This is a genomic window from Roseibium sp. MMSF_3247 (genome assembly GCF_030733765.1).
Lineage (GTDB): Bacteria > Pseudomonadota > Alphaproteobacteria > Rhizobiales > Stappiaceae > Roseibium.
Genome location: NZ_JASHII010000001.1, coordinates 711,292 through 730,881, shown reverse-complemented (window position 1 = coordinate 730,881; position 19,590 = coordinate 711,292). Strand labels below are relative to the sequence as shown.

Sequence of the window (19,590 nt, the reverse complement as noted above, 5' to 3'; positions counted from 1 at the left end):
TGGACAGTATTTAAGCGAAGAGCGCGTCGATGTCGTCCTGGGTTGCAACATCGATATCGGATTCCAGTGCCGGGCCATTGAGCAGCGCAGCATCGCCTTCCGCGGCTTTGGCTTCTTCAACTTCAATGTCCTTGAAGCTCTCAATGCCGCCCCAGATGTCCATCATCTGGATGATGCGATCTTCAACGAAGCGCAGTGTACCGACCACTTTTGTAATCCGCTGACCGGTCAAATCCTGGAAGTTACAGGCCTCAAAGATCTTGATTACGCGGTCCTGGATGTCACCGGCAAGCTCTGAATCCTGCCCGTTCAGACGGGCGGACAGAGTGTTCGCGGTTTCATCAATGAACTCGGCGGCTGACAGAATGCTTTCTGTCGCGCCTTCAGTCCCTACCACGACCGCATCAAGCTCATTCGTTACGCGAGTCATATCCTCGCCTTCCGAACCGGTCTTCTGGTGCAGGGTTGCGATTTCCTTCTTGGTCTGGGCGATCGCTTCATAGATCGCGTCCAGTTCCACCTTGAGCTTTGCCGCTTCCGAAAGCTCCTTGCGGAACTCGGACATGAACTTCTGGCTCATGGCTTCCGGGTCAAGTGCAGCTTGTTGCTGCTGACCTTCGCCCGATTGGATCATCGCCTTTAAGGTCGAGAGTTCAGCTAAAACTTCCTGATGCCGACGCTCTTCGGCAAACGCAGGGTCCGTGTTCGATACGGATTCCATACGTATTAAGGTTTCCGCTCGGAAGGATCGTTTCACAGCGGTCATACCTACTCCCGTCCCTGGCCCCTGCAGGCTTGTTCTCATAACGCTTTGGTCCTTATACCGACGGAAGCTTAAGGAATTGTTTTTTCGATACTAACAACATCGGCCAATGGTTTCCCGCATTGGTTACAAGGCGGCGCACTCGCACCCTGCCAACACTGCCTAGAACAGAAACAAGCTGGTGCCGGTTGAAGATCACATTCCGGTATTGGACTGGACAAGTTTGCAGGGGCGTGATCTGAATTCGGCATAGATCGGAGTGAAGTCCATTGCAGCGAACATGATGCGCAAGATCCTGATTTTCATGACAATGTTGGCTTTGTCGGCAAGCATGCCAGCCCGGGCGTCGAGTGAAGCCTTTACCACCGAAGACATCATGTTCGGATTTGAACAGACTGTCTTCGGTCTTGAACACCGCAGTTGGGGATGGCGGCCTTACCTGGTCAAAAAATTCACGACACCGGTCCGCTTTTATATCCATAACCTTGCACGCCGGGACCGAACGGCCGCAGTCCGCCGCTTTGTAAAGGAGATCGATCGGCGGGTGAGCGGTTTGTCTGCTACGGTCGTCAGGCGGCCAGCAGACGCAAATTTCGAGATCTATGTTGTTGACCGCAAACAATACAAACCGGTGGTGCGGACCGACATTTACAAGAACCCGAAGGCAAAGGTTCCAGGGCGATGCCTGGTCCGTGTCATTTCAGGCCGGAACGGCATAAAGCGTTCAGCTGCGGTGATCGTTTCTGATGAAGGCGAATTCCTGTTTCAGCGCTGCCTTGTTGAAGAAGTGCTGCAGGGGCTTGGTCCCATGAATGACAATCACAAACTGGTGCATTCGGTCTTTAACGATTCCTCGCGTCACAACCGTTTTACGGTCTTCGACCAGATCATTTTGAACATGCTTTACGACCCGCGGATCAAGCCGGGCATGTCCGTGAAGCAAACACAAGACATTCTGCTTCAAATCGCGCGCGATGCCCGCAGACGCGTGCGTTAACCATCCTTTCATCAAAACCTTCATGTTCTCAATGGCAAGAAACCCGCTCTGAGCAGCACGTCTTTCATGTTAAGTTTCGATTCATATCGTTCTTCAACCAAGAACTAACCATAAATGCCGAATGTCGGCACCAGATGCCGTTGATTCATCTTTGGCACAGCCCGCACACCTATCATCGTTGCCAATCCGTTAACCGGCGGGGCGAAAGTTCCGCTGAACGTGGTTATCCATAAGTAACGAGTTGTGCCATGTTCTCATTATCCAAATCCGTGCCTGTCGCGGTGATTGCAGCTGGTCTCGCTTTTGTGGCCAGCGGGTTTGCGTCCGGTCCTGCCGCAGCTGGACAGGTGTCACCACCGCCGCTCGTCCTGAGCCCAAATCTCACCGAACCGTGGATGCTGCAGCTCCAGCCGCGTGTGCAGCGGCGCACCGCTGCCCCCACGCGGCGGCAAGTCCAGCAGCCTCGGGTTCAACGCCAGGTCCAACAGCCTCGTGTTCAGCGGGCCAATTGGTGGTCGCCGCGTCAACAGCCCGTTCGGCAGCAGCCACAACAGCGTACTCAGACCCGCCAGGTTGCTCCGCAGTTTTTGCCGACAATCGTCAGCTATGACAGCAAGTACAAGCCGGGCACGATCGTGATCGATACAAATGCCCGGTATCTCTACCTCATCCAGAATGATGGGACCGCCCGCAGGTATGGTGTTGGTGTTGGAAAGCCGGGCTTTGAATGGGCCGGGTCGCACAAGGTCACCCGCAAGGCCGAGTGGCCGGATTGGCGCCCACCGGCAGCCATGCGCAAACGCCGGCCGGAATTGCCGGTCTTCATGGCAGGCGGACCAGACAACCCGCTTGGCGCACGCGCCCTATATCTTGGCTCCACACTTTACCGGATCCACGGCTCCAACCAGCCTTGGACGATCGGGCACGCCGTCTCCTCCGGCTGCATCCGCATGCGCAATGAAGATGTCATTGATCTTTACGAGCGGGTCGGCGTTGGCACAACGGTGCACGTCATCTAAAGGCGGCCACCCGCAACAGCCATCCAAAACGCGCGGCTTCAGCTGCGCGTTTTTGCGTTTGAGCGGGTGCGGCCTGCGATCGACTTCTTGCTGCAATAGTGAAATCGGTGCGAAACTATGCTCATCGCTCCGCCACAGTTAAACTTCGGTCTCTCGCATACTCTTGGAAGCCCAAAATTTGCTGAAAACCTCAGACACTCCGTACTTTCTGAAGGCTGCTCTTGTTGGGATTCTTGTCGGCGGTCTGGCCACCGGTTTCCACTCCGGTGTGGAAATTCTCATCTCGACCTATGCCAACCTGCGCGCGAGCATCGGCTCGAGCATGCTAACTTATGTCGTCTCTGCGGTCGTCTCCGCGGTTTGCGTCACCGGAGCCTTTTTTCTCGTCGCCCGCTTTGCTCCAGAAGCCGCTGGCAGCGGCATCCAGGAAATTGAAGGGGCGATGGAAGACAAACGCCCGCTGCATTGGGCACGGGTTCTCGTGGTGAAATTTTTTGGCGGCCTGCTCGCACTCGGCTCCGGTTTGGTTCTCGGCCGCGAAGGGCCAACCATTCATATGGGCGCGATGACCGCAGAAGCGCTTTCCAGATCACAAGGATTGCAGTCGGCAGACCATAAGGGGCTGCTCGCGGCAGGTGCTGCCGCAGGGCTGGCGGCGGCGTTCAATGCACCGCTCGCAGCGATCCTCTTTATTGTCGAAGAAACCCGCCGGCAGTTTCCCTTTGGCTACCGGACCTACATGGCCGTCATCATCGCATCGATTCTGAGCGCGGCCATCACCGAACAATTGACGCATATCGGCCCGCCACTCCTCATTGAAGTCACTTACATCCCGGTCTGGAGTTTTCCCCTTCTTGGGCTCTTGGGCGTGTGCCTCGGGTTCCTGGGCGTCTTTTTCAATTGGGCGCTATTAAGGGTCATGGACCTCTTCCACGCCATTCCAAAGGGCGCGCGCTGGATCCCTGCCATGATGATTGGCGCTGCGACTGGCATATTGCTTGTCGCGTTTCCCGATGCAACGGGCGGCGGCGAGGATCTCGTCCGGGATCTCGTCACCAAGGATTACGGTATTCTCGCACTTTTGCTGCTGACCTTGTTCCGGTTCGGCGGCGTGCTTTTTTCATATGCCTCGGGCGTGCCGGGCGGGATTTTTGCCCCGATGTTGTCGATTGCGACCTGCGCAGGATTGGCGTTCGGAGCAATCACGACAGACATTATCCCGGTCGGTGATGCCGACTTCAAAGCCGCCTGTGCGATTGCGGCCATGGGTGGTTTTTTTGCAGCTTCCGTTCGCGCGCCACTGGTCGGAGTGGTCCTGGTCATGGAGCTCACCGGTGCATATGCGCTGATCCTGCCGGTCCTTGTAACCTGCACAGTTGCGGCATTGACCGCGCATCATCTGGGCGGACGGCCTATCTATGAGCAGTTGCTGGAACGGACCTTGAGACTTGCCGGACAGGCCCCCGATGCTGAGCCAGACAAGACCCCGGTCCAACTTGGCACACGAAAAAGCTAAGCCTTATTCAGCCGCCTGAAGGCCTTTTTGAAGTTCGGACAAGGGACAGGACAGCCGACATTAAGAGGTTTCCTTCCAGTTTGCGGCCCCTATCTGATCTGAATGAGCTGAAAACGCGTAACAACATGCGGCGGCCAAAGAAGTTTGAATACGGCCGATTTCGAGCGCGGCGAAACCGATACCAACACACAACTGTTGTGTTCTGAGAGTCTAAATATGAGCAACCTGACGGATATGGAGATTTTCGCAAGGGTCGTGAGTGCGGGCAGCATGTCGGCGGCGGGCCGCGAAATGAACCTGTCACCGGCCGTTGTTTCCAAACGCATTCGCCGACTTGAAGAAAAACTCGGCAGCCGCCTGCTTCAACGGACCACGCGCCAGATTGCAATGACAGAAGCCGGCCAAGGCTTTTATGAACGCGTGATCGCGATCCTTGCGTCAGTTGAAGAAGCTGAATCATTCGTGTCCCGCGGATCCGCAAAAGCGCGCGGTCACCTGAAAGTTGCTGTCCCCACTTCCTTTGGGCGACTGCACATTGCTCCACATGTCGGTAAGTTTTTGACCAACAATCCGGATCTTTCCATCAATCTGGACCTGTCGGACGAATTCGTTGACATCGTCGGCGAAGGCTATGACCTGGCAATTCGGATCGCAGAACTCAGCGATTCAAGCCTCGTTGCGCGGCGTCTTGCTCCTGTTCATCGCATTTTGTGTGCGAGTCCAGAGTATCTGGAAAGATACGGCACTCCTCAGTCCATCGACGACCTTCTTGCCAATCACGTGACCTTAGCAGCTGCCAATCAGGATCCATGGCGGCTGGCGGGTCCAAACGGCATTGAGACCGTGCGGACACAATCACCAGTTAAGACGAACTCCAGTGAAGTGGTCCGTGAATGCCTTTTGTCAGGCATTGGAATTGCGTTGAGATCGACTTGGGACATCGGACCGGAGTTGCGTGACGGAAAGCTTCAAATCCTTTTGCCTGAGTATAGGGCCTCCAAAGATGTGGGGCTTTATGCGGTATACCCAAGCCGGCAGTTCCTGCCTGCGAAAGTTCGGGTGTTTATAGACTTCCTTGCTGCCCTTTACGGCTCTTCGCCTTATTGGGATGCCGGTTTGGAGGATTGGCTACACCGGCCGAGAGCTGCGAAAGCGAGCTGAGGGAGAAGCTTTCGCGGGTCGAATTTGGTGCAACTGTGTCTTGGTGTCGCCTGCGACGGCGCGTCGCTTGCATCGACACGCAACATACTGTTGATTTGTGAAGGGGCAGTCATTGCCCAATTTGAGGGAGATACACATGAAGCGACTGCTGATGATCGCCGGCACTGCGCTAATTGCATTTACGGCACAAGCCAGCGCTGAGGGCGACCCGGCCAATGGCGAAAAAGTATTCAGAAAATGCGCGGCTTGCCATGCCGTAGGCGAAGACGCGAAAAACAAAGTTGGCCCGCAGCTCAATGGCGTCGTTGGGCGCGCTTGGGGCACAATTGAAGGCTACAAGTACTCACCCAGCCTGATGGAAGGCGCAGGTGAAGGCCGCGTGTGGGACGTAGAGACCCTTGACGCCTACCTCTTGAAGCCGCGTGACGTGATCCCGAAAGGCCGCATGGCTTTCGCCGGTCTTCGCAAAGACGAAGATCGTGCCGATGTGATCGCATATCTGGCACAATACAGCGAAGACGGAACAACGAACTAAGTTCGTTCCTCAAATTCAAGAAGGGCCGGGTTTCAGACCCGGCCTTTTATTTTGCGAGAATTAAAGGTCGTCTTTGTCCTGTTTGACGTGATGTGCCCGTATTCTGCGCACCGTCCACCAAATGAACAAGACAACAACCGGTACGGCGATTGCCGTTGTGACCGAAGGCTGCGGTAACGGAAGCCCCGATCCGCTCGCCCCCTTCGCCAAATAGGAAAACAGACCCACGATATAATAGCTGACAGCTGCGACCGACAGACCTTCAACCGTCTGCTGCAGACGCAACTGCAGCCGTGCCCGCCTGTTCATGGATTCCAGAAGTGAGCGGTTTTGCTGTTCCAGATCCACATCAACCCGCGTGCGCAGCAAATTGGTCGCTCTTGCTAACTTGCGCGACAGCATCGCCTGACGATCTTCAATAGCCTGACAGGTGCGCATCGCAGGCGACAACCTGCGGGATAAAAAAGACGACATCGTCAACTCGCCCGGCATGGCCTCTTCTTGAAGGGCAGACAATCGGATTTTCACGATCTCATAATAGGCGCGGCTCGCACCAAAGCGGAAGGTGCTCGCTGTTGCGCCGGCCTCCAGCGAAGCTGCTAGTTCCGTGAACTTGTTGAGCAGGTTTCGATTGCTGTCGAGGCCAGTTGCTGTTTTCATTTGTTCGGTCAAAGCGGCAAGCTCTATCTCAAACTTCCGGATATCGGGCGACAGGGTGTTCGCCTCGAACAGGCCCAGCATTGCCAGTGTTCGATAGGTCTCGAGTTCCAGAAGCCGTTGAACAATCGCCCCGGTCTGCACGTCGCTCATGGAGTGGTTCAACACCAGAAACCGGGACAAACCGTCTCCATCCTGACGGAAATCTGTTGCAACAGTCGCTTGTCCGCGCTCGAGCGATGAGACTGTCAGGCTGCCTTCTTCGAAGGTGGGCCGCCAGCGGCTTTCCTCAATTTCTTCCCTCAGCTCCAGACGCACAGCAACGAGCAACTCGCCCGGTGCCCGGAAAGCCGCCCCAAAAGGGTGGCCCGCCGGAGGCGCGCCAAACAAGTGGTCAAGATCAGCTGAGCCATCCCAGGTGTAGGTGGTGAATTCGGCGTGCTGCTCCCAGCTCAAGTGCCCCTCACCGAACTCCAGAGTGTGATACCGAGCTCCATCGGCCGGTCCGGCCACTCCTCTGGATGTACAGAACTCTTTCAGCCATTCCTTGTCAGCTGCCGCCTCATCACTGCTGGTCAAAAAGGCGTAGTGGAGAACCGTTCGCGGGGTTGCAAGTGGCCGGAAAGGTCGCGCGTGAACTTCACCGAGTACCCTTTGCCTCAGGGGTGACGTGCGGAATGTGGGCAGTGCCCCACCGGTATCCAGGTTTTTTTCCAACGACAGCCCCTCCTTGCGCTCAACAGCCGGTACAGCATGGCGGTTTCAATTGCTCAAGACCACAGGCATTTTGAATTTCTTGAAAGATGACATAAGCGCACGTGCGGCCTTTTTTGCTTGGTTGCATCAGCTGCGATCTAATAATTGGATAAATTATTTGACCAATTTTATCGGCTCGACTATTTTCGCACGGTAATCACAGCGTAAAAACCGATGTTTCAGCCGATAGACACTCATAAAACGGCCGACGCCGCCGTCGATCAAATTGAAGAACTGATCCTCAAGGGGGTCCTTCAATCCGGTGACCGGCTGCCGGCGGAACGCGTGTTGGCAGATCAGCTTCATGTATCCCGACCCGTGTTGCGGGATGCGCTTAAAACTCTGGAAGACCGGGACCTTATTGAAGCGCGCCAGGGCGGTGGAACATTCGTCTGTGATCTCATTGGGCCGATCTTTTCCGAAGCAATCGTGCAATTGATCTCCCGGCACCCATCTGCGGTGAGCGACTATTTTGATTTCCGCCGAGGCATTGAGGGTCAGGCCTCAGCTATGGCGGCTATGCGCGCAGCTCCTTCGGATATCCGCAGGCTAAGTGACATCGTTGAGCAGATGGACACTGCGTACGCAGCGGATGACCCTCTTGTTGAAAGTCGTCTGGACGTGGAGTTCCATCATGCTGTCGGGGAAGCCGCACACAACGTGGTGCTGCTGCACACGCTCCACTCCTGCTACCGGCTTTTCGAAAACGGGGTCTTTCTGAACAGAGGCCGTCTCTACCATCACACATCGGCACGGGCTGAAGTGCTGAAACAGCACAAGGCGGTGTTTGAGGCGATTGCCGCTGGAGATCCGAAGCTCGCGCTGCGCTGCGCGGAAGAACACATTGATTATGTCCGCGCCACACTCGCTGCCAAGGAACAGCTGGATCAGCGCGAGAAACTGGCCGATCTGCGCCGCACACAAGCTTCCGATCGAGCCGTAAAAAAATAGCTCAGGGGAAAACGATATGCCGATTGTAACCGACGTCGCCGACATGCAGGCTCTTGCCAAACGGCGGGTCCCGAAAATGTTTTATGACTATGCCGACACGGGGTCCTGGACCCAAAGCACCTATTGGGACAACGAGGCGGCATTTCAAAGGCAAAAGCTGCGCCAGCGCGTTGCGCGCAACATCGACAACCGATCGGTCAAAACAACCATGATCGGACAGGATGTCGCTATGCCTGTGGCACTCGCACCGGTCGGGTTGACCGGGATGCAGCATGCAGACGGTGAAATCCTGGCAGCACAAGCTGCCGAAGAATTCGGAGTGCCGTTCACACTTTCAACAATGAGCGTTTGCTCCATCGAGGATGTTGCCGAACACACCAAAAACCCGTTCTGGTTCCAACTCTATGTCATGCGTGATCGAGGCTTTTCTGAGAACCTGATGAAACGCGCTCACACGGCTGGCTGTTCGGCTCTTGTCCTGACGCTGGATCTTCAGGTTCTTGGTCAACGGCACCGCGATATCAAGAACGGTCTCAGTACACCGCCAAAACCGAAGCCGCATGTGCTCGTTGATCTTGCCTTCAAGCCACGCTGGTGCTGGAACATGCTGCAAACCAAGCGGCGCGAGTTCGGCAACATCGTCGGTCATGTTTCCGGTGTTGAAGATATGACTTCGCTTGCCGAATGGACGGCCAGCCAGTTCGACCCGACGCTAGACTGGTCGTCAGTCGAGTGGGTCAAAAAACACTGGGACCGTAAACTAATCCTGAAAGGCATTAACGACGTTGAAGATGCCAGAATTGCAGCGGATCTCGGTGCAGATGCGATCGTTGTGTCGAACCACGGCGGCCGGCAGCTGGATGGCGCCCTCGCCTCCTATGACATCTTGCGCGATATCGTCGACACCGTTGGCGACAAAGTTGAAGTTCACGTCGATGGCGGCATCCGCTCCGGCCAGGATGTCTTCAAGGCTGTCGCCATGGGGGCCCACAGCACCTACATCGGACGCGCTTTCATCTACGGTCTTGGCGCTATGGGCAAGCCTGGCGTTCGCCAAGTCCTTGAGATCATGCACAAGGAACTTGATGTCACCATGGGCCTCTGCGGCGAGACGGACGTCAAGAAGGTCGGTAGGCACAATCTCGTCCTTTAGGAAATCCGGGCGTTTCCTAACTGAAAAATCTGTGCCGCCTGAAGCCTTCGTGTCGTCAGGCGGCGCATCGCAGGACACCAGCTCCCATTCACAGAGCTGATCATCTCATCAAAAACTATCATTTGCGCTGAAGTATTCTGAAGCTCAAATTGTGCTTGTTCCTGCACAAACGAGTATTTCCCATGAGCATTGCCCAGCCAACGCTGAACCGGTCCGGTATGGACTCTACTGACCTTGGTCTCTATGCCGCCACGGTTTTTGCCTGGGGCTTCAGCTGGATTGCGATGAAAGGACAGATCTCTGGTGTCGCCCCGGAAGTGTCCGTCTTTTGGCGCTTCGTAGTTGCCGCAGCGATGATGATGGCCTGGGTTCGCATGCGAGGTTATCCCCTGACCTTTCCTCTGAAAGATCACATTCGCTTCGCCGGACTTGGCGCGCTCTTGTTTTCAACGAACTTCACCCTGTTCTACTATGGCGCCGCCTATCTACCCTCCGGGCTTTTGGCCGTAGTGTTTTCAACGGCGTCTGTCTTTAACGTCTTTCTGGGACTTGTTCTCTTCCGTCAACGCCCGAGCGCACTCACTCTGGCCGCTGGCTTTCTCGGCGTCGCAGGCATTGCGCTGATGTTTTTGCCGGAGATGGCCGGAACGCAGCTCGATACAAGTGTCGCGATCGGGTTGGGATTTTGTATCTGTGGGACCTTGTCGTTCTGCTTTGGCAACATGTTGTCCGCTGATACGCAGCGCCGCGGGATTGGGGTCATGCCCGCAACTGCCTGGGGAATGGTCTACGGGATGATATTCCTCGGACTGTTTTCTGCAATCCGTGGGCAAAGCTTTGCGGTTGACTGGACGCTGCCATACATCGGCAGCCTGATCTACCTGGCCTTGGTTGCCTCGGTCATTGCGTTTGCGTCCTACCTGACGCTCCTTGGACGGATCGGCTCCGCGCGAGCGGGATACGCCACAGTGCTGTTCCCGATTGTTGCGCTGGCGCTGTCAACGATCTTTGAAGGCTACCAGTGGACGCCGCTCGCAATCGGCGGCCTCGCCTGCGTCATTGGCGGCAACGTTATGATGTTGCGCGCTCGATAGGTCAGATTTCAACGAATGATCTGGGACCCGAAGAGTTACTCGGCCGCCTCACGGGAAGACACTGTCCCCACATTGCCAATGGCCGCGATGATGTGATTGCACAGCCGGTCATGCATCGGCAGGCGGGCGTTATCTGAACGCAGCATGGCGATGTCACAATGCGGTAGGGCCGGGAAGCCGTCTCTTTCGTCCAGGATCCGCATGCCATCCCGGATAGCGCTTTCGGGAAACACCGTTAGCGCCAGTCCAGCTTGCACAGCCCCGATCAGGGCCGAGCCGCTCGCGCTCGTATAGGACACGCGGTACTGGCGTCCGGCGCGGTCCAAAGCATCCATGGACAACCGGCGCCAACTGCAGCTGGACGGGCCAAGCGCAAGCCGCAAAACATCTTGTGTGTGCGCGCTGTGCTGTTCAGAAGTGACCCAGTAGAGGGGTTCACGCCGAATGATTTCACCGCGTAACTCACTGGTATCACCGGATGTCGTGATCGCAACATCGAGCTCATTGTCGCGGACGGCTTTTGTCAACTTTGCGCTGCTGGTGCATTCGACCTGAACCTCAATCGACGGATTGAGCCGATTAAACGCGGCAAGCACCTGCGGAAGCAGCCGATCAGCATAATCGTCAGGGACGCCAAGCTTGACGAAACCAACCTCCTTTTTGCCGTTGAAGGCCAGCAAGGTTTCATCATTCAGCTGAATCATACGACGGGCGTATTCCACCAGACGCAGCCCTTGTTCAGTCAAACGCGACTGCCGTCCGTCTTTGATGAAAATGGGCTGCCCAACCCGTTCTTCCAGGCGGCGCATTTGCATGGAAACGGCGGACTGGGTTTTGTGAACCGCTTCTCCGGCCTTTGTGAAACTACCGAGCTCGGCAATCGCGAGAAACGTCCGAAGCTGATCAATATCCAGCGCGTGGCTCATGGAGCTCTCCCAAATGGACACATAACGCAGTCACAAGACCATCATAAAATATGATTGATTGATCCTGCTTACATCAAATTTTATGGCAATTCAATTTGTGATCATTCCGCCGCTTGCGGAACCGAAAGATTGTCGAGGGACGACATGATGTGTTCCACCAAGGCATCTGTTACGCGTGAATTGTTGTGCCAGGATCGCATGATGCCAATCTCGCAGTCCGGAAGCCGAGGAAACCCATCCGCTTCTGTCAGAACCCGCATTCCTGAGCGCAACGCAGATTCAGGTAAAACGGAAATTGCCAAGCCAGCCAAAACTGCAGCCCCAACAGCGGTTGAGTTCCAACTGGAATACAAAAGACGGTACTCGCGCAGCTGGTCCTCCAGCGCACTCAATGCAGCCTTGCGCCAGTCACATGTTGCACGGCCCAAGGCCATTGGTAGAACCGCTTCGTTTTCCGTTGCATGACGAGCAGACGCGACCCAGAGCAATGGTTCCCGGCGCAGGATCTCCACGTTTTTGCGCCCTTTTTTCTGAACGTGGGTGATGATTGCCACATCAAGCTCGCCCTCGCCGATCATGTCCGCAAGGTTCGGCGTCGGCGCACATACAACACTCACTTCAGCCTTTGGATTGGATCTTGAAAACCTTGCGAGGATCTCTGGTAGAAACCGGTCAGCGTAATCATCCGGTGTGCCCAAACGAACCAGTCCAGCGAGTTCCGTGTCATCAAACGCCGCGAGTGTTTCATCGTTCAACTGCACAAGTCGTCTGGCATAGTGCAGGAGCCGTTCACCGTGTTCGGTCAGGCGGGACTGCCGCCCGACACGAACAAACAGCGGTTTTCCAATCCGCTCTTCAAGACGGCGCATCTGCATGGAGACCGCTGACTGAGTCTTGTGCACGTTGTCAGCAGCTTTGGTAAAGCTTCCGCTTTCTGCAATGGCAACAAATGTCCGCAGCTGATCCAAGTCTAACATGCCGCTTCACCAATAATTTCTGAAGATTCAAAATCGGAACCAAGCCATTCGAATTGGCTCGAATCCGCGAGTTTTTCCTAAGATACAGTCTTCATATCACAATATCTGATTATTCATATCAAAAACATTCGTTGGAATAATGGATTAATACATCGCATTTAGAGCGTGTTCCAAACAAAGGACTGCCCCAAGGGCGCGGAACAAGCAGCCGGAAATTCCTCCGGCGGCTCACAGGAGAATTACGCCATGTCACATATCGCACACCACCCCATTTTCGCTCTTTCCGGGCAGTTGGTTGCCCGTGCCCTGCGCGTGTTCAAGAACCGCCGCCAAATGGGCAAGCTCTCGGAGTTGAGCGACGCTGCATTGAAGGACATTGGACTGACCCGGAGCGATGTTCGACGAGCCATCGCGCTACCGGTCCACACCGACCCGGTACCTTTTTTGACGCAGATGGCCAACGGGCACAGCATCACCGCGCTGCAGCCTATGCCCCGTGCCGCCAACGAGGGTCCCAAAGCTCCGAGACTGACAGTTATTCCGGCACATCCCCGGTCGGAAATCGCAGCTTGATTGGAAATTGTTTAGCAGCCCCTGTCGGCAAGCCTTGCTGACGTCAACTGACCCGCCTTTTCGGCGGGTCTTTTTTTGTTCGTCTTATTTGCCGAGGTTTTTGGTAGCTGTCGCGAAGAAATCGTCAAACGCCTTGAACTGGCTGGACTGCAAGTCGCGCCCAGCCGACATCCAACCGGACACCATTTCATCGAATTCCGACGCCTCGTCTGTCTCGACCTCTTCATCGACCAGATCGTCTTCGAGCTCCGGCTCCAGCTCAGCTTCATCCTCGACATGGCGCGCCGCGGCAGGTTGCAGGAACGAGCCCCAGAAGGCATTCATTGCTTCCGTGTACCCTTGAAGGTAATCGATTGGAGCTGGCGCCCGTTTTGGCCGCCCGCGCGCAAAGCCGCGCAGGTAGGCATCCAACAGGACCTGAGCCTCCCCTTGCAAGAAAGGCCTCGCCACTTGTCCAAAGGCAAGTGTTGCCGCAACCGGCATCAACTCCTGCACAGCGTCTCGTTGAACCCCGGTCATTGTGGAAATCTGCGCAGCAACGGCCTGCTGAACGGCTTCCGGACCGAAGAATGGCGTCAGGGATTGTTGTGTGGGGGCTTGGAAAAATTTTGCATAATCAGCAAAGGGATTGCCGGAACCGGCTGACAGTTGAGATGCTTGAGCAAACCAGTCTGGCATGCTTTTGCTCGGCGTACCGAAGTGCTGAAACCCGGACAGCGCGGCAGGCATCAGATGTTCCATGACACGATTAAGGTCGTCATTGGACCAGCCAAAGCGCTCTTGCATATCTTTGCTCAAGGAGAAGATATCGAACGGCGGCGCCGCCTTGTCATGTGCTGTCATCACGCTGCCTCGACTGTCTTGCGCAAGGCCCTGAGAAACAAGGCTATCTCGCTCACAGTGACTGCTTCATGGCAGAACGTCAATTGATCCCGGCAAAGCTTTTGCCGGGATAAGAAAAACCACTTAGGCTCTTGAGAGGATCAGTAGGCGTAATCCCTGAAGATCTGTGACAGATCTCCGTTCCACGATCCGTTGTACCGCTGAAGAAGAATGTCGGCCGGGCACATGCCTGCTGCAAGACCTTCCTCAACGGGTGCCAGATGGACCCGTTCATCCAGGTCGCCATCACTCATGCGGGCGCGGCGTTTGAGGCCTTCTTGAGACAACGCCAAGACGTCCTTGGCAACATCCAGCACGGTTCCAGTGCGGAACGGTGTCTGCAATGCGGTTTCCGGCACACCAGCCCGCAAAGCTGCCCGCTCTTCTGCTGTCCAGTCTTTCACCAGTTCAAACGCCTGATCCAGAACACCGGTGTCGTAGAGCAGTCCGACCCACAAGGCGGGCAGCGCGCATATCCGGCGCCATGGGCCACCATCGGCACCCCGCATCTCGATGTATTTCTTCAGCCGCACATCCGGGAACAAGGTCGACAAGTGGTTATTCCAGTCACCAAGACTCGGACGAGCATCCGGGATCTTGCCGTCTAGGGCCCCATTCATGAAGGCCCGGAACGTGGTTCCGGTGACATCGTGATATTCAGTGCCCCGCTTGACGAAATACATCGGCACATCCAGAGCCCATTCGACATAGCGTTCAAAGCCGAAGCCGTCGTCAAAGGCAAAGGGCATGTCGCCCGTGCGGTCCATGTCCGTATCGGTCCAGATCTGGGCCCGGAAGGACTTGAAGCCATTCGGCTTGCCGTCGGTGAACGGAGAATTGGCAAAGATAGCCGTCGCGATTGGCTGGAGTGCTAAGCCGACACGCATCTTCTTGACCATGTCCGCTTCGGTTTCGAAATCCAGGTTCACTTGGATCGTCGACGTGCGGTACATCATGTCGAGGCCAAGGGATCCGACCTTCGGCATGTAATTTGTCATGATGTCGTAACGCGACTTCGGCATGCGCGGCATGTCTGCCCGGGCCCAGGTTGGCGCCATACCAATACCCAGGAAACCGACCCCCAGCGGCTCTGCAACCTGACGGACATGGGCTAGGTGCTGGTTGGCTTCGCGGCAGGTCTGGTGGAGATTGTCGAGCGGCGCGCCGGACAATTCGAACTGGCCACCTGGTTCGATGGAGATCGCACCGCCGCCTTGATCATCAGCGAGGCCAATGATCTTTCCAGCGTCCTCGATCCGCTCCCAACCGAGTAGGCGCTCCATGCCTTCCAGGACGGCTTCGACACCATTGGCGCCGCCGTAGGGGATTGGTGAATTGTCTTTTATATTGAAGCCGAACTTCTCGTGTTCGGTCCCGATCCTGAAATCGCTTGTCGGTTTGCAACCCGCTTCCAGTGTTGCCGCCAGATCAGCGACCGTTTCAATCGGTGTGGCATCGACCGTATCGCGGGCCATACAACCATCCTTCAGTGTTTGCGGTGCAAATCATAAGGAGCCCAGCCCCCTTAAAACCGCGATGATCCGATGCCTTTTCCGGCGTTTATGAGTTCCGGTGATTTAGGAGTCTTGAAAGTAGAATGCAAGCGCAGATGCGACACGCAGGTGCGCCTCACGCAATCCTGAAGACCGTCAAAGCCTCCTCACGGCCCCTGAGTTTTACAGGACCCAGGCTGGTTGCCTTCACTCCTTCAGGCAATTGCGCCATGGTGTCTCCGCTTGCAAGCGCGATTACCTTAGCACCTGGGTCAACGTGCTTGCCATACTCTTGCAGGCGGGCTGCAACGTTCACCGCATCACCGATGACCGTATAATTCATTCGCGAGGCAGAGCCGATGTCACCAACAACAACCTTGCCAGTATGAATGCCAATCCTGAGGCGCATGTTTAACGCGCTGTCCTTTTCAATCTGCTCGGCCAATGCCGTGACAGCCGCGATTGCCTTGGAGGCATGGTCCGGTTGGTCGGACGGAGCCCCCCAAAATGCCATGACACCGTCTCCAAGAAACTTGTCGATGGTCCCGTCCCTGTCGGCGATTACCTTTGAGACCGTTTCGAAATAGCCATTCAAATAGGCCGCCGTTTCTTCTGCGCTCAAATTGGAGGCCAAACTGGTGAAGCCTGCAAGGTCCGTGAACACAATCGTCATTTCCCGGAGCTCAATGTTCCGGCTGTCGGTCATGCCTTCTTCGATCAGCCGGGTTACGAGCTGACGCGGCACGTATTTGGCAAAGGCATTGAGAGCGCCGATCGACCCGTTGAAGGCTTGATTAACATCGTTGAGTTCTGCCAAAGGTGAGGACGGCAGACGATGTTCTTCATGAAATTCCAGCTTGCGGAGATCAGCGGCCGCTTCAGCCAACCGTCCCAGCGGACGCCCCAACTTGCGCCCAACTATGAAAGACAAGGCAGCTCCAGCGAGCAGCGCCGCCAATGCTGCGTAGAGCACCACCTGGGTCTGGTCCAATGCTTCTCCGAATTGGTCGGCTCGATAAAGCGTTCCGATGATCCAACCGTCGGCAGGTCCTGTGTCAAGCTCCGTGTAAATCGCGGTGTAGAAGCCGCCAAAAGCTGGAAACAAACGTCCGCTAATCTGTCCGTCAATCATGTGCGCCTGACGCCCTACATCCCAGATCAGGTGTAACGGTGTTTCCGTCATTTCTGTGAGCGATGGCAATGGCGTCTCCGGCGATGCCGAGTAATCCACTCCCTCCAAGCCGTGGACAACAATCACGTTGTTGCGGCCTGAGAGCAAAAACACTTGCTGTCGGCTATCCCAGGTCATGGCTCTGGCAACATCAAGAAACACGGCCCGCGGATAATGGACGAACAGGCTCTGACCGTTTCCAAGGTTCAATTCGGCAGTTTTCACGGCTTCCGCCTGCCCCTCGCGCCATTCAAATGCGGACCATGCAACGTCCGGCAATTCGTCGGCCGGCGCATCGTCCATGACCGATCGGCCAAGTTCAAACTCAGCATTTTCCGGAAGCAGCTTTTTATATGCCTCAAGATCGTCGCTGTTCAGGTGCCGCTGCATCGCCGCAGCATGAACTGCAATCGTGCGAAGCAGAACATCTTGTTCAGAGAAGAACTTCTCCAAAACAGCCTGATTGGCATTCAGGATGGCCGCCGCTTGCTGATCCAGCAAGCGGCCCGCAATCCGCCGGTCCGCAGCTGCCATGTAAGCAATGATCAATCCGCAAATTGCGACTAGCAGAAGCGAGAAAACCAACCCGAGCGCCACACCAACCGGTATTCTGAAAGGTTTCCGGCCACGTCGCGAATGCATTGGCCCGCCGTGCTGGGAAAGGGCTGGAGAAGCGTTGCCTGAGGCAGAGATATCTTTTGCTGGGCGCTTCTCCTCGTCCATGGCTACTTCCAGTCTCCGACGGTTGCTTGGACAACAGCAAGGGCTGCGACTGCTGCCGTGTCGGCCCTTAAGATCCTCGGGCCCAACGGGATTGAGGTCACGAAATCCAGGTCTTTCAAAAGTGCGCGCTCGTCTTCCGAAAACCCGCCTTCCGGCCCGATGAGAATGGCCAACGGCGGCGGTCCATTTTCTTTCAGCTGCACAAGGGTCAAAAGAGGATTGTTGGTCTCTTCGCCCTCATCGCAGAAAAGCAGTTTTCGCCCAGCGTGTGCCTCAGGCCATGCGGTTAGAACATCTTTGAGCGACACCGGAGACAAAACCGTAGGGACAGAAAGCACGCCGCATTGCTCGGCCGCTTCAATGACATTTGCCTCCATGCGCTCGACATTTACCCGGCTGGACTGTGTGTGCTGCGTCATGATCGGCATAAGACTGCCTGCCCCCATCTCGACCGCCTTTTGGACCATGTAATCCAAGCGTGCGTGCTTGAGCGGCGCAAACATGTAGATCAAGTCATTTGGCGCGGATTGTTCGCGCGTCCGTTCCATGAGTTGCAGCGAACAGGCACGCCGGCCGCTGCTCTGGATCTTCGCCAGCCACTCACCGTCGCTGCCATTGAAGACCAGAACGTAGTCCCCGTCCTTTAAACGCAAGACGTTCAGAAGGTAGTTCGCCTGCCCGCGATCCGCTTCGATACGGGCGCCATCAGCCAGGATGTGACGCAGAAAAAGACGTTGCATTTTAAACTCGTATTTCCCCATGCGTTTTAGGTAGGCGGTGGAATGTGCTCGATTCAAGGCGGATTTTTCAAAACGGCAGATGCTTCACAGCATTCCTGTTTCCAGGCAGTTTTCAATCCTCGGGACTGTTTTAAAAACTGCGGGCCTTGATTTTTGAGGCCCGTTCAGATGAGTAGGACATCAATTTACGATAACCGGGAAAGCAATTCACGTGGGACAGTTTGCCGACGATGTCTCCAAGATCCATGAGCTCCTGTCCGGAGTTCTGGAACCGACACCGCTCCAATACAGCCAATATCTGTCCGACCTCCATCAGGCCGACATCTGGCTCAAGCGGGAAGACCTTACCCCGGTGCGCAGCTACAAGGTGCGCGGCGCCTATGCCTTTATCCATCAAGCCTTGGACAAAGACCCAGACTGCGCTCTTTTCGTGTGCTCTTCCGCAGGCAATCATGCGCAGGGCTTTGCCTATGCCTGCCGGCATTTCGGCAAGCCGGGCATCGTTTTCATGCCGCTCACAACGCCTCAACAAAAAATCCAGAAGACCCGATCTTTTGGCGCACCGCTCGTAGACATCAAACTCATTGGTGACGGCTTTGACGCAGCCAACAAGGCCGCTCTGGAATACTGTGCTCAGAACAACGGCCTGATGGTGCCCCCGTTTGACCACGAAACAATCATTCTGGGGCAAGCCACCGTCGGCAAGGAAATCGTGGAACAGACCCCTGAAGGCACCAACTGGGACCGGCTCATCCTTCCGGTCGGCGGAGGCGGACTATCTGCGGGCGTAAGCCGCTATTTTTCCGAAAAAGGCCTCACCGCGAAATTCAGTTTGGTCGAGCCGGAAAACGCTCCCAGTCTTTACAACAGCCTCCAAGCAAATCAGCGGGTGCGGCTTGACTGGGTCGATAACTTCGTCGATGGCGCAGCGGTTGCCCAAATCGGCGCAGAAAACTTCAAACAGCTTTCCACCTTTGCACCAGAAGACGTAATCCTCGCCCCCACCGACGGTGTGTGCGCGACCATGATCGATATGCTCAACATTGAAGGGATTGTGCTGGAGCCCGCAGGAGCGCTCGCAATTGATGCGCTCAATCGGCTGCCAGCGGCGCAGGTAAAGGGGAAGAAGATCGTCTGTTTGGTTTCGGGCGGCAACTTCGATTTCGAGCGTCTGCCGGAGGTGAAAGAGCGGGCGCTAAAGTTCTCCGGCCTCAAAAAGTACTATGTCATCCAATTGCCACAGCGTCCGGGCGCATTGAAAGACTTCCTGTCTTTGCTGGGCCCGGACGATGACATTGCCCGGTTTGAGTACCTGAAAAAATCTGCCCGCAACTTTGGCTCGGTTCTTATAGGCATTGAGACAAAACAGCCGGAAAACTTCCAAACTTTGCACGACAGCTTCGACCGGTCTGACATTCGCTGGGAAGACATCACCGACAATGAGGCAATCGCGAACTTCGTGATCTGACTTAGTGACCTGCCCTTGACCGGCGTCATCCCAAC

The 19,590-nt window shown here is 55.8% G+C and carries 18 protein-coding genes; 10 read left to right on the top strand and 8 right to left on the bottom strand.

The genetic code is table 11. The features are described 5' to 3' along the window. Window positions 1-10: 10 nt before the first annotated feature. Window positions 11-766, bottom strand: a complete 756-nt coding sequence (locus RBB44_RS03240; RefSeq protein WP_133948473.1) for a protein phosphatase CheZ — start codon at window positions 764-766, stop codon at window positions 11-13. Between the two features lie 256 nt (window positions 767-1,022). Here RBB44_RS03240 and RBB44_RS03235 point away from each other — a divergent pair, with 256 nt between their 5' ends. The 5 genes from RBB44_RS03235 (at window position 1,023) to RBB44_RS03215 (ending at window position 5,991) form a co-directional block, all read left to right on the top strand. Continuing rightward, on the top strand, window positions 1,023-1,760 hold the full coding sequence (locus RBB44_RS03235; RefSeq protein ID WP_306149847.1) for a DUF2927 domain-containing protein: 738 nt from the start codon (window positions 1,023-1,025) through the stop codon (window positions 1,758-1,760). A gap of 248 nt (window positions 1,761-2,008) precedes the next feature. Continuing rightward, a complete protein-coding gene (locus RBB44_RS03230; RefSeq protein WP_306149846.1) occupies window positions 2,009-2,779 on the top strand; it encodes a L,D-transpeptidase in 771 nt (256 codons plus the stop codon). A gap of 178 nt (window positions 2,780-2,957) precedes the next feature. After that, a complete protein-coding gene (clcA, locus tag RBB44_RS03225) occupies window positions 2,958-4,295 on the top strand; it encodes a H(+)/Cl(-) exchange transporter ClcA (RefSeq protein WP_306149845.1) in 1,338 nt (445 codons plus the stop codon). Window positions 4,296-4,511: 216 nt separating this feature from the next. Then, window positions 4,512-5,456: a LysR family transcriptional regulator gene (locus RBB44_RS03220; RefSeq protein ID WP_306149844.1), complete on the top strand. Its 945-nt coding sequence runs from the start codon at window positions 4,512-4,514 to the stop codon at window positions 5,454-5,456. 136 nt (window positions 5,457-5,592) lie between these two features. After that, window positions 5,593-5,991, top strand: a complete 399-nt coding sequence (locus RBB44_RS03215; RefSeq protein WP_133948481.1) for a cytochrome c family protein — start codon at window positions 5,593-5,595, stop codon at window positions 5,989-5,991. A gap of 60 nt (window positions 5,992-6,051) precedes the next feature. Here RBB44_RS03215 and RBB44_RS03210 read toward each other — a convergent pair whose 3' ends face one another. Next, window positions 6,052-7,365 carry a DUF3422 family protein gene (locus RBB44_RS03210; protein ID WP_306149843.1) on the bottom strand — a complete coding sequence of 438 codons (1,314 nt, stop codon included), beginning with the start codon at window positions 7,363-7,365 and terminating at the stop codon, window positions 6,052-6,054. A gap of 213 nt (window positions 7,366-7,578) precedes the next feature. On the opposite strand from RBB44_RS03210, the gene RBB44_RS03205 reads away from it, so the two are divergent. The 3 genes from RBB44_RS03205 (at window position 7,579) to RBB44_RS03195 (ending at window position 10,602) form a co-directional block, all read left to right on the top strand. After that, window positions 7,579-8,355 (top strand): FadR/GntR family transcriptional regulator, encoded by a 777-nt coding sequence (locus tag RBB44_RS03205; protein WP_306149842.1) that lies wholly within the window; start codon window positions 7,579-7,581, stop codon window positions 8,353-8,355. Between the two features lie 16 nt (window positions 8,356-8,371). Continuing rightward, window positions 8,372-9,508, top strand: a complete 1,137-nt coding sequence (locus tag RBB44_RS03200; protein ID WP_306149841.1) for an alpha-hydroxy acid oxidase — start codon at window positions 8,372-8,374, stop codon at window positions 9,506-9,508. A 182-nt stretch (window positions 9,509-9,690) separates the two neighbouring features. Then, a complete protein-coding gene (locus tag RBB44_RS03195) occupies window positions 9,691-10,602 on the top strand; it encodes a DMT family transporter (protein ID WP_306149840.1) in 912 nt (303 codons plus the stop codon). Between the two features lie 35 nt (window positions 10,603-10,637). On the opposite strand, the gene RBB44_RS03190 is transcribed toward RBB44_RS03195, so the two are convergent. Next, window positions 10,638-11,528, bottom strand: coding sequence for a LysR substrate-binding domain-containing protein (locus RBB44_RS03190; protein WP_133948490.1), 891 nt, complete (start codon window positions 11,526-11,528; stop codon window positions 10,638-10,640). Between the two features lie 101 nt (window positions 11,529-11,629). Then, window positions 11,630-12,505, bottom strand: coding sequence for a LysR substrate-binding domain-containing protein (locus RBB44_RS03185; protein ID WP_133948492.1), 876 nt, complete (start codon window positions 12,503-12,505; stop codon window positions 11,630-11,632). Window positions 12,506-12,751: 246 nt separating this feature from the next. Between RBB44_RS03185 and RBB44_RS03180 the strand changes: the two genes are divergently transcribed. Continuing rightward, a complete protein-coding gene (locus RBB44_RS03180) occupies window positions 12,752-13,078 on the top strand; it encodes a DUF1127 domain-containing protein (protein WP_306149839.1) in 327 nt (108 codons plus the stop codon). Between the two features lie 84 nt (window positions 13,079-13,162). On the opposite strand, the gene RBB44_RS03175 is transcribed toward RBB44_RS03180, so the two are convergent. The 4 genes from RBB44_RS03175 to RBB44_RS03160 all read right to left on the bottom strand — a co-directional run bounded on the left by RBB44_RS03175 (window position 13,163) and on the right by RBB44_RS03160 (window position 18,108). Continuing rightward, complete coding sequence (locus RBB44_RS03175; protein ID WP_306149838.1) at window positions 13,163-13,921, bottom strand: DUF937 domain-containing protein; 759 nt, start codon at window positions 13,919-13,921, stop codon at window positions 13,163-13,165. A gap of 140 nt (window positions 13,922-14,061) precedes the next feature. Continuing rightward, window positions 14,062-15,435 (bottom strand): glutamate--cysteine ligase, encoded by a 1,374-nt coding sequence (locus RBB44_RS03170; protein ID WP_306149837.1) that lies wholly within the window; start codon window positions 15,433-15,435, stop codon window positions 14,062-14,064. 154 nt (window positions 15,436-15,589) lie between these two features. Continuing rightward, complete coding sequence (locus tag RBB44_RS03165; RefSeq protein ID WP_306149836.1) at window positions 15,590-17,347, bottom strand: adenylate/guanylate cyclase domain-containing protein; 1,758 nt, start codon at window positions 17,345-17,347, stop codon at window positions 15,590-15,592. Window positions 17,348-17,349: 2 nt separating this feature from the next. Next, on the bottom strand, window positions 17,350-18,108 hold the full coding sequence (locus RBB44_RS03160; RefSeq protein WP_306149974.1) for a 16S rRNA (uracil(1498)-N(3))-methyltransferase: 759 nt from the start codon (window positions 18,106-18,108) through the stop codon (window positions 17,350-17,352). A 190-nt stretch (window positions 18,109-18,298) separates the two neighbouring features. Here RBB44_RS03160 and ilvA point away from each other — a divergent pair, with 190 nt between their 5' ends. Next, window positions 18,299-19,555 carry a threonine ammonia-lyase IlvA gene (gene ilvA, locus RBB44_RS03155; RefSeq protein ID WP_306149835.1) on the top strand — a complete coding sequence of 419 codons (1,257 nt, stop codon included), beginning with the start codon at window positions 18,299-18,301 and terminating at the stop codon, window positions 19,553-19,555. The last annotated feature ends 35 nt before the right edge of the window (window positions 19,556-19,590 follow it).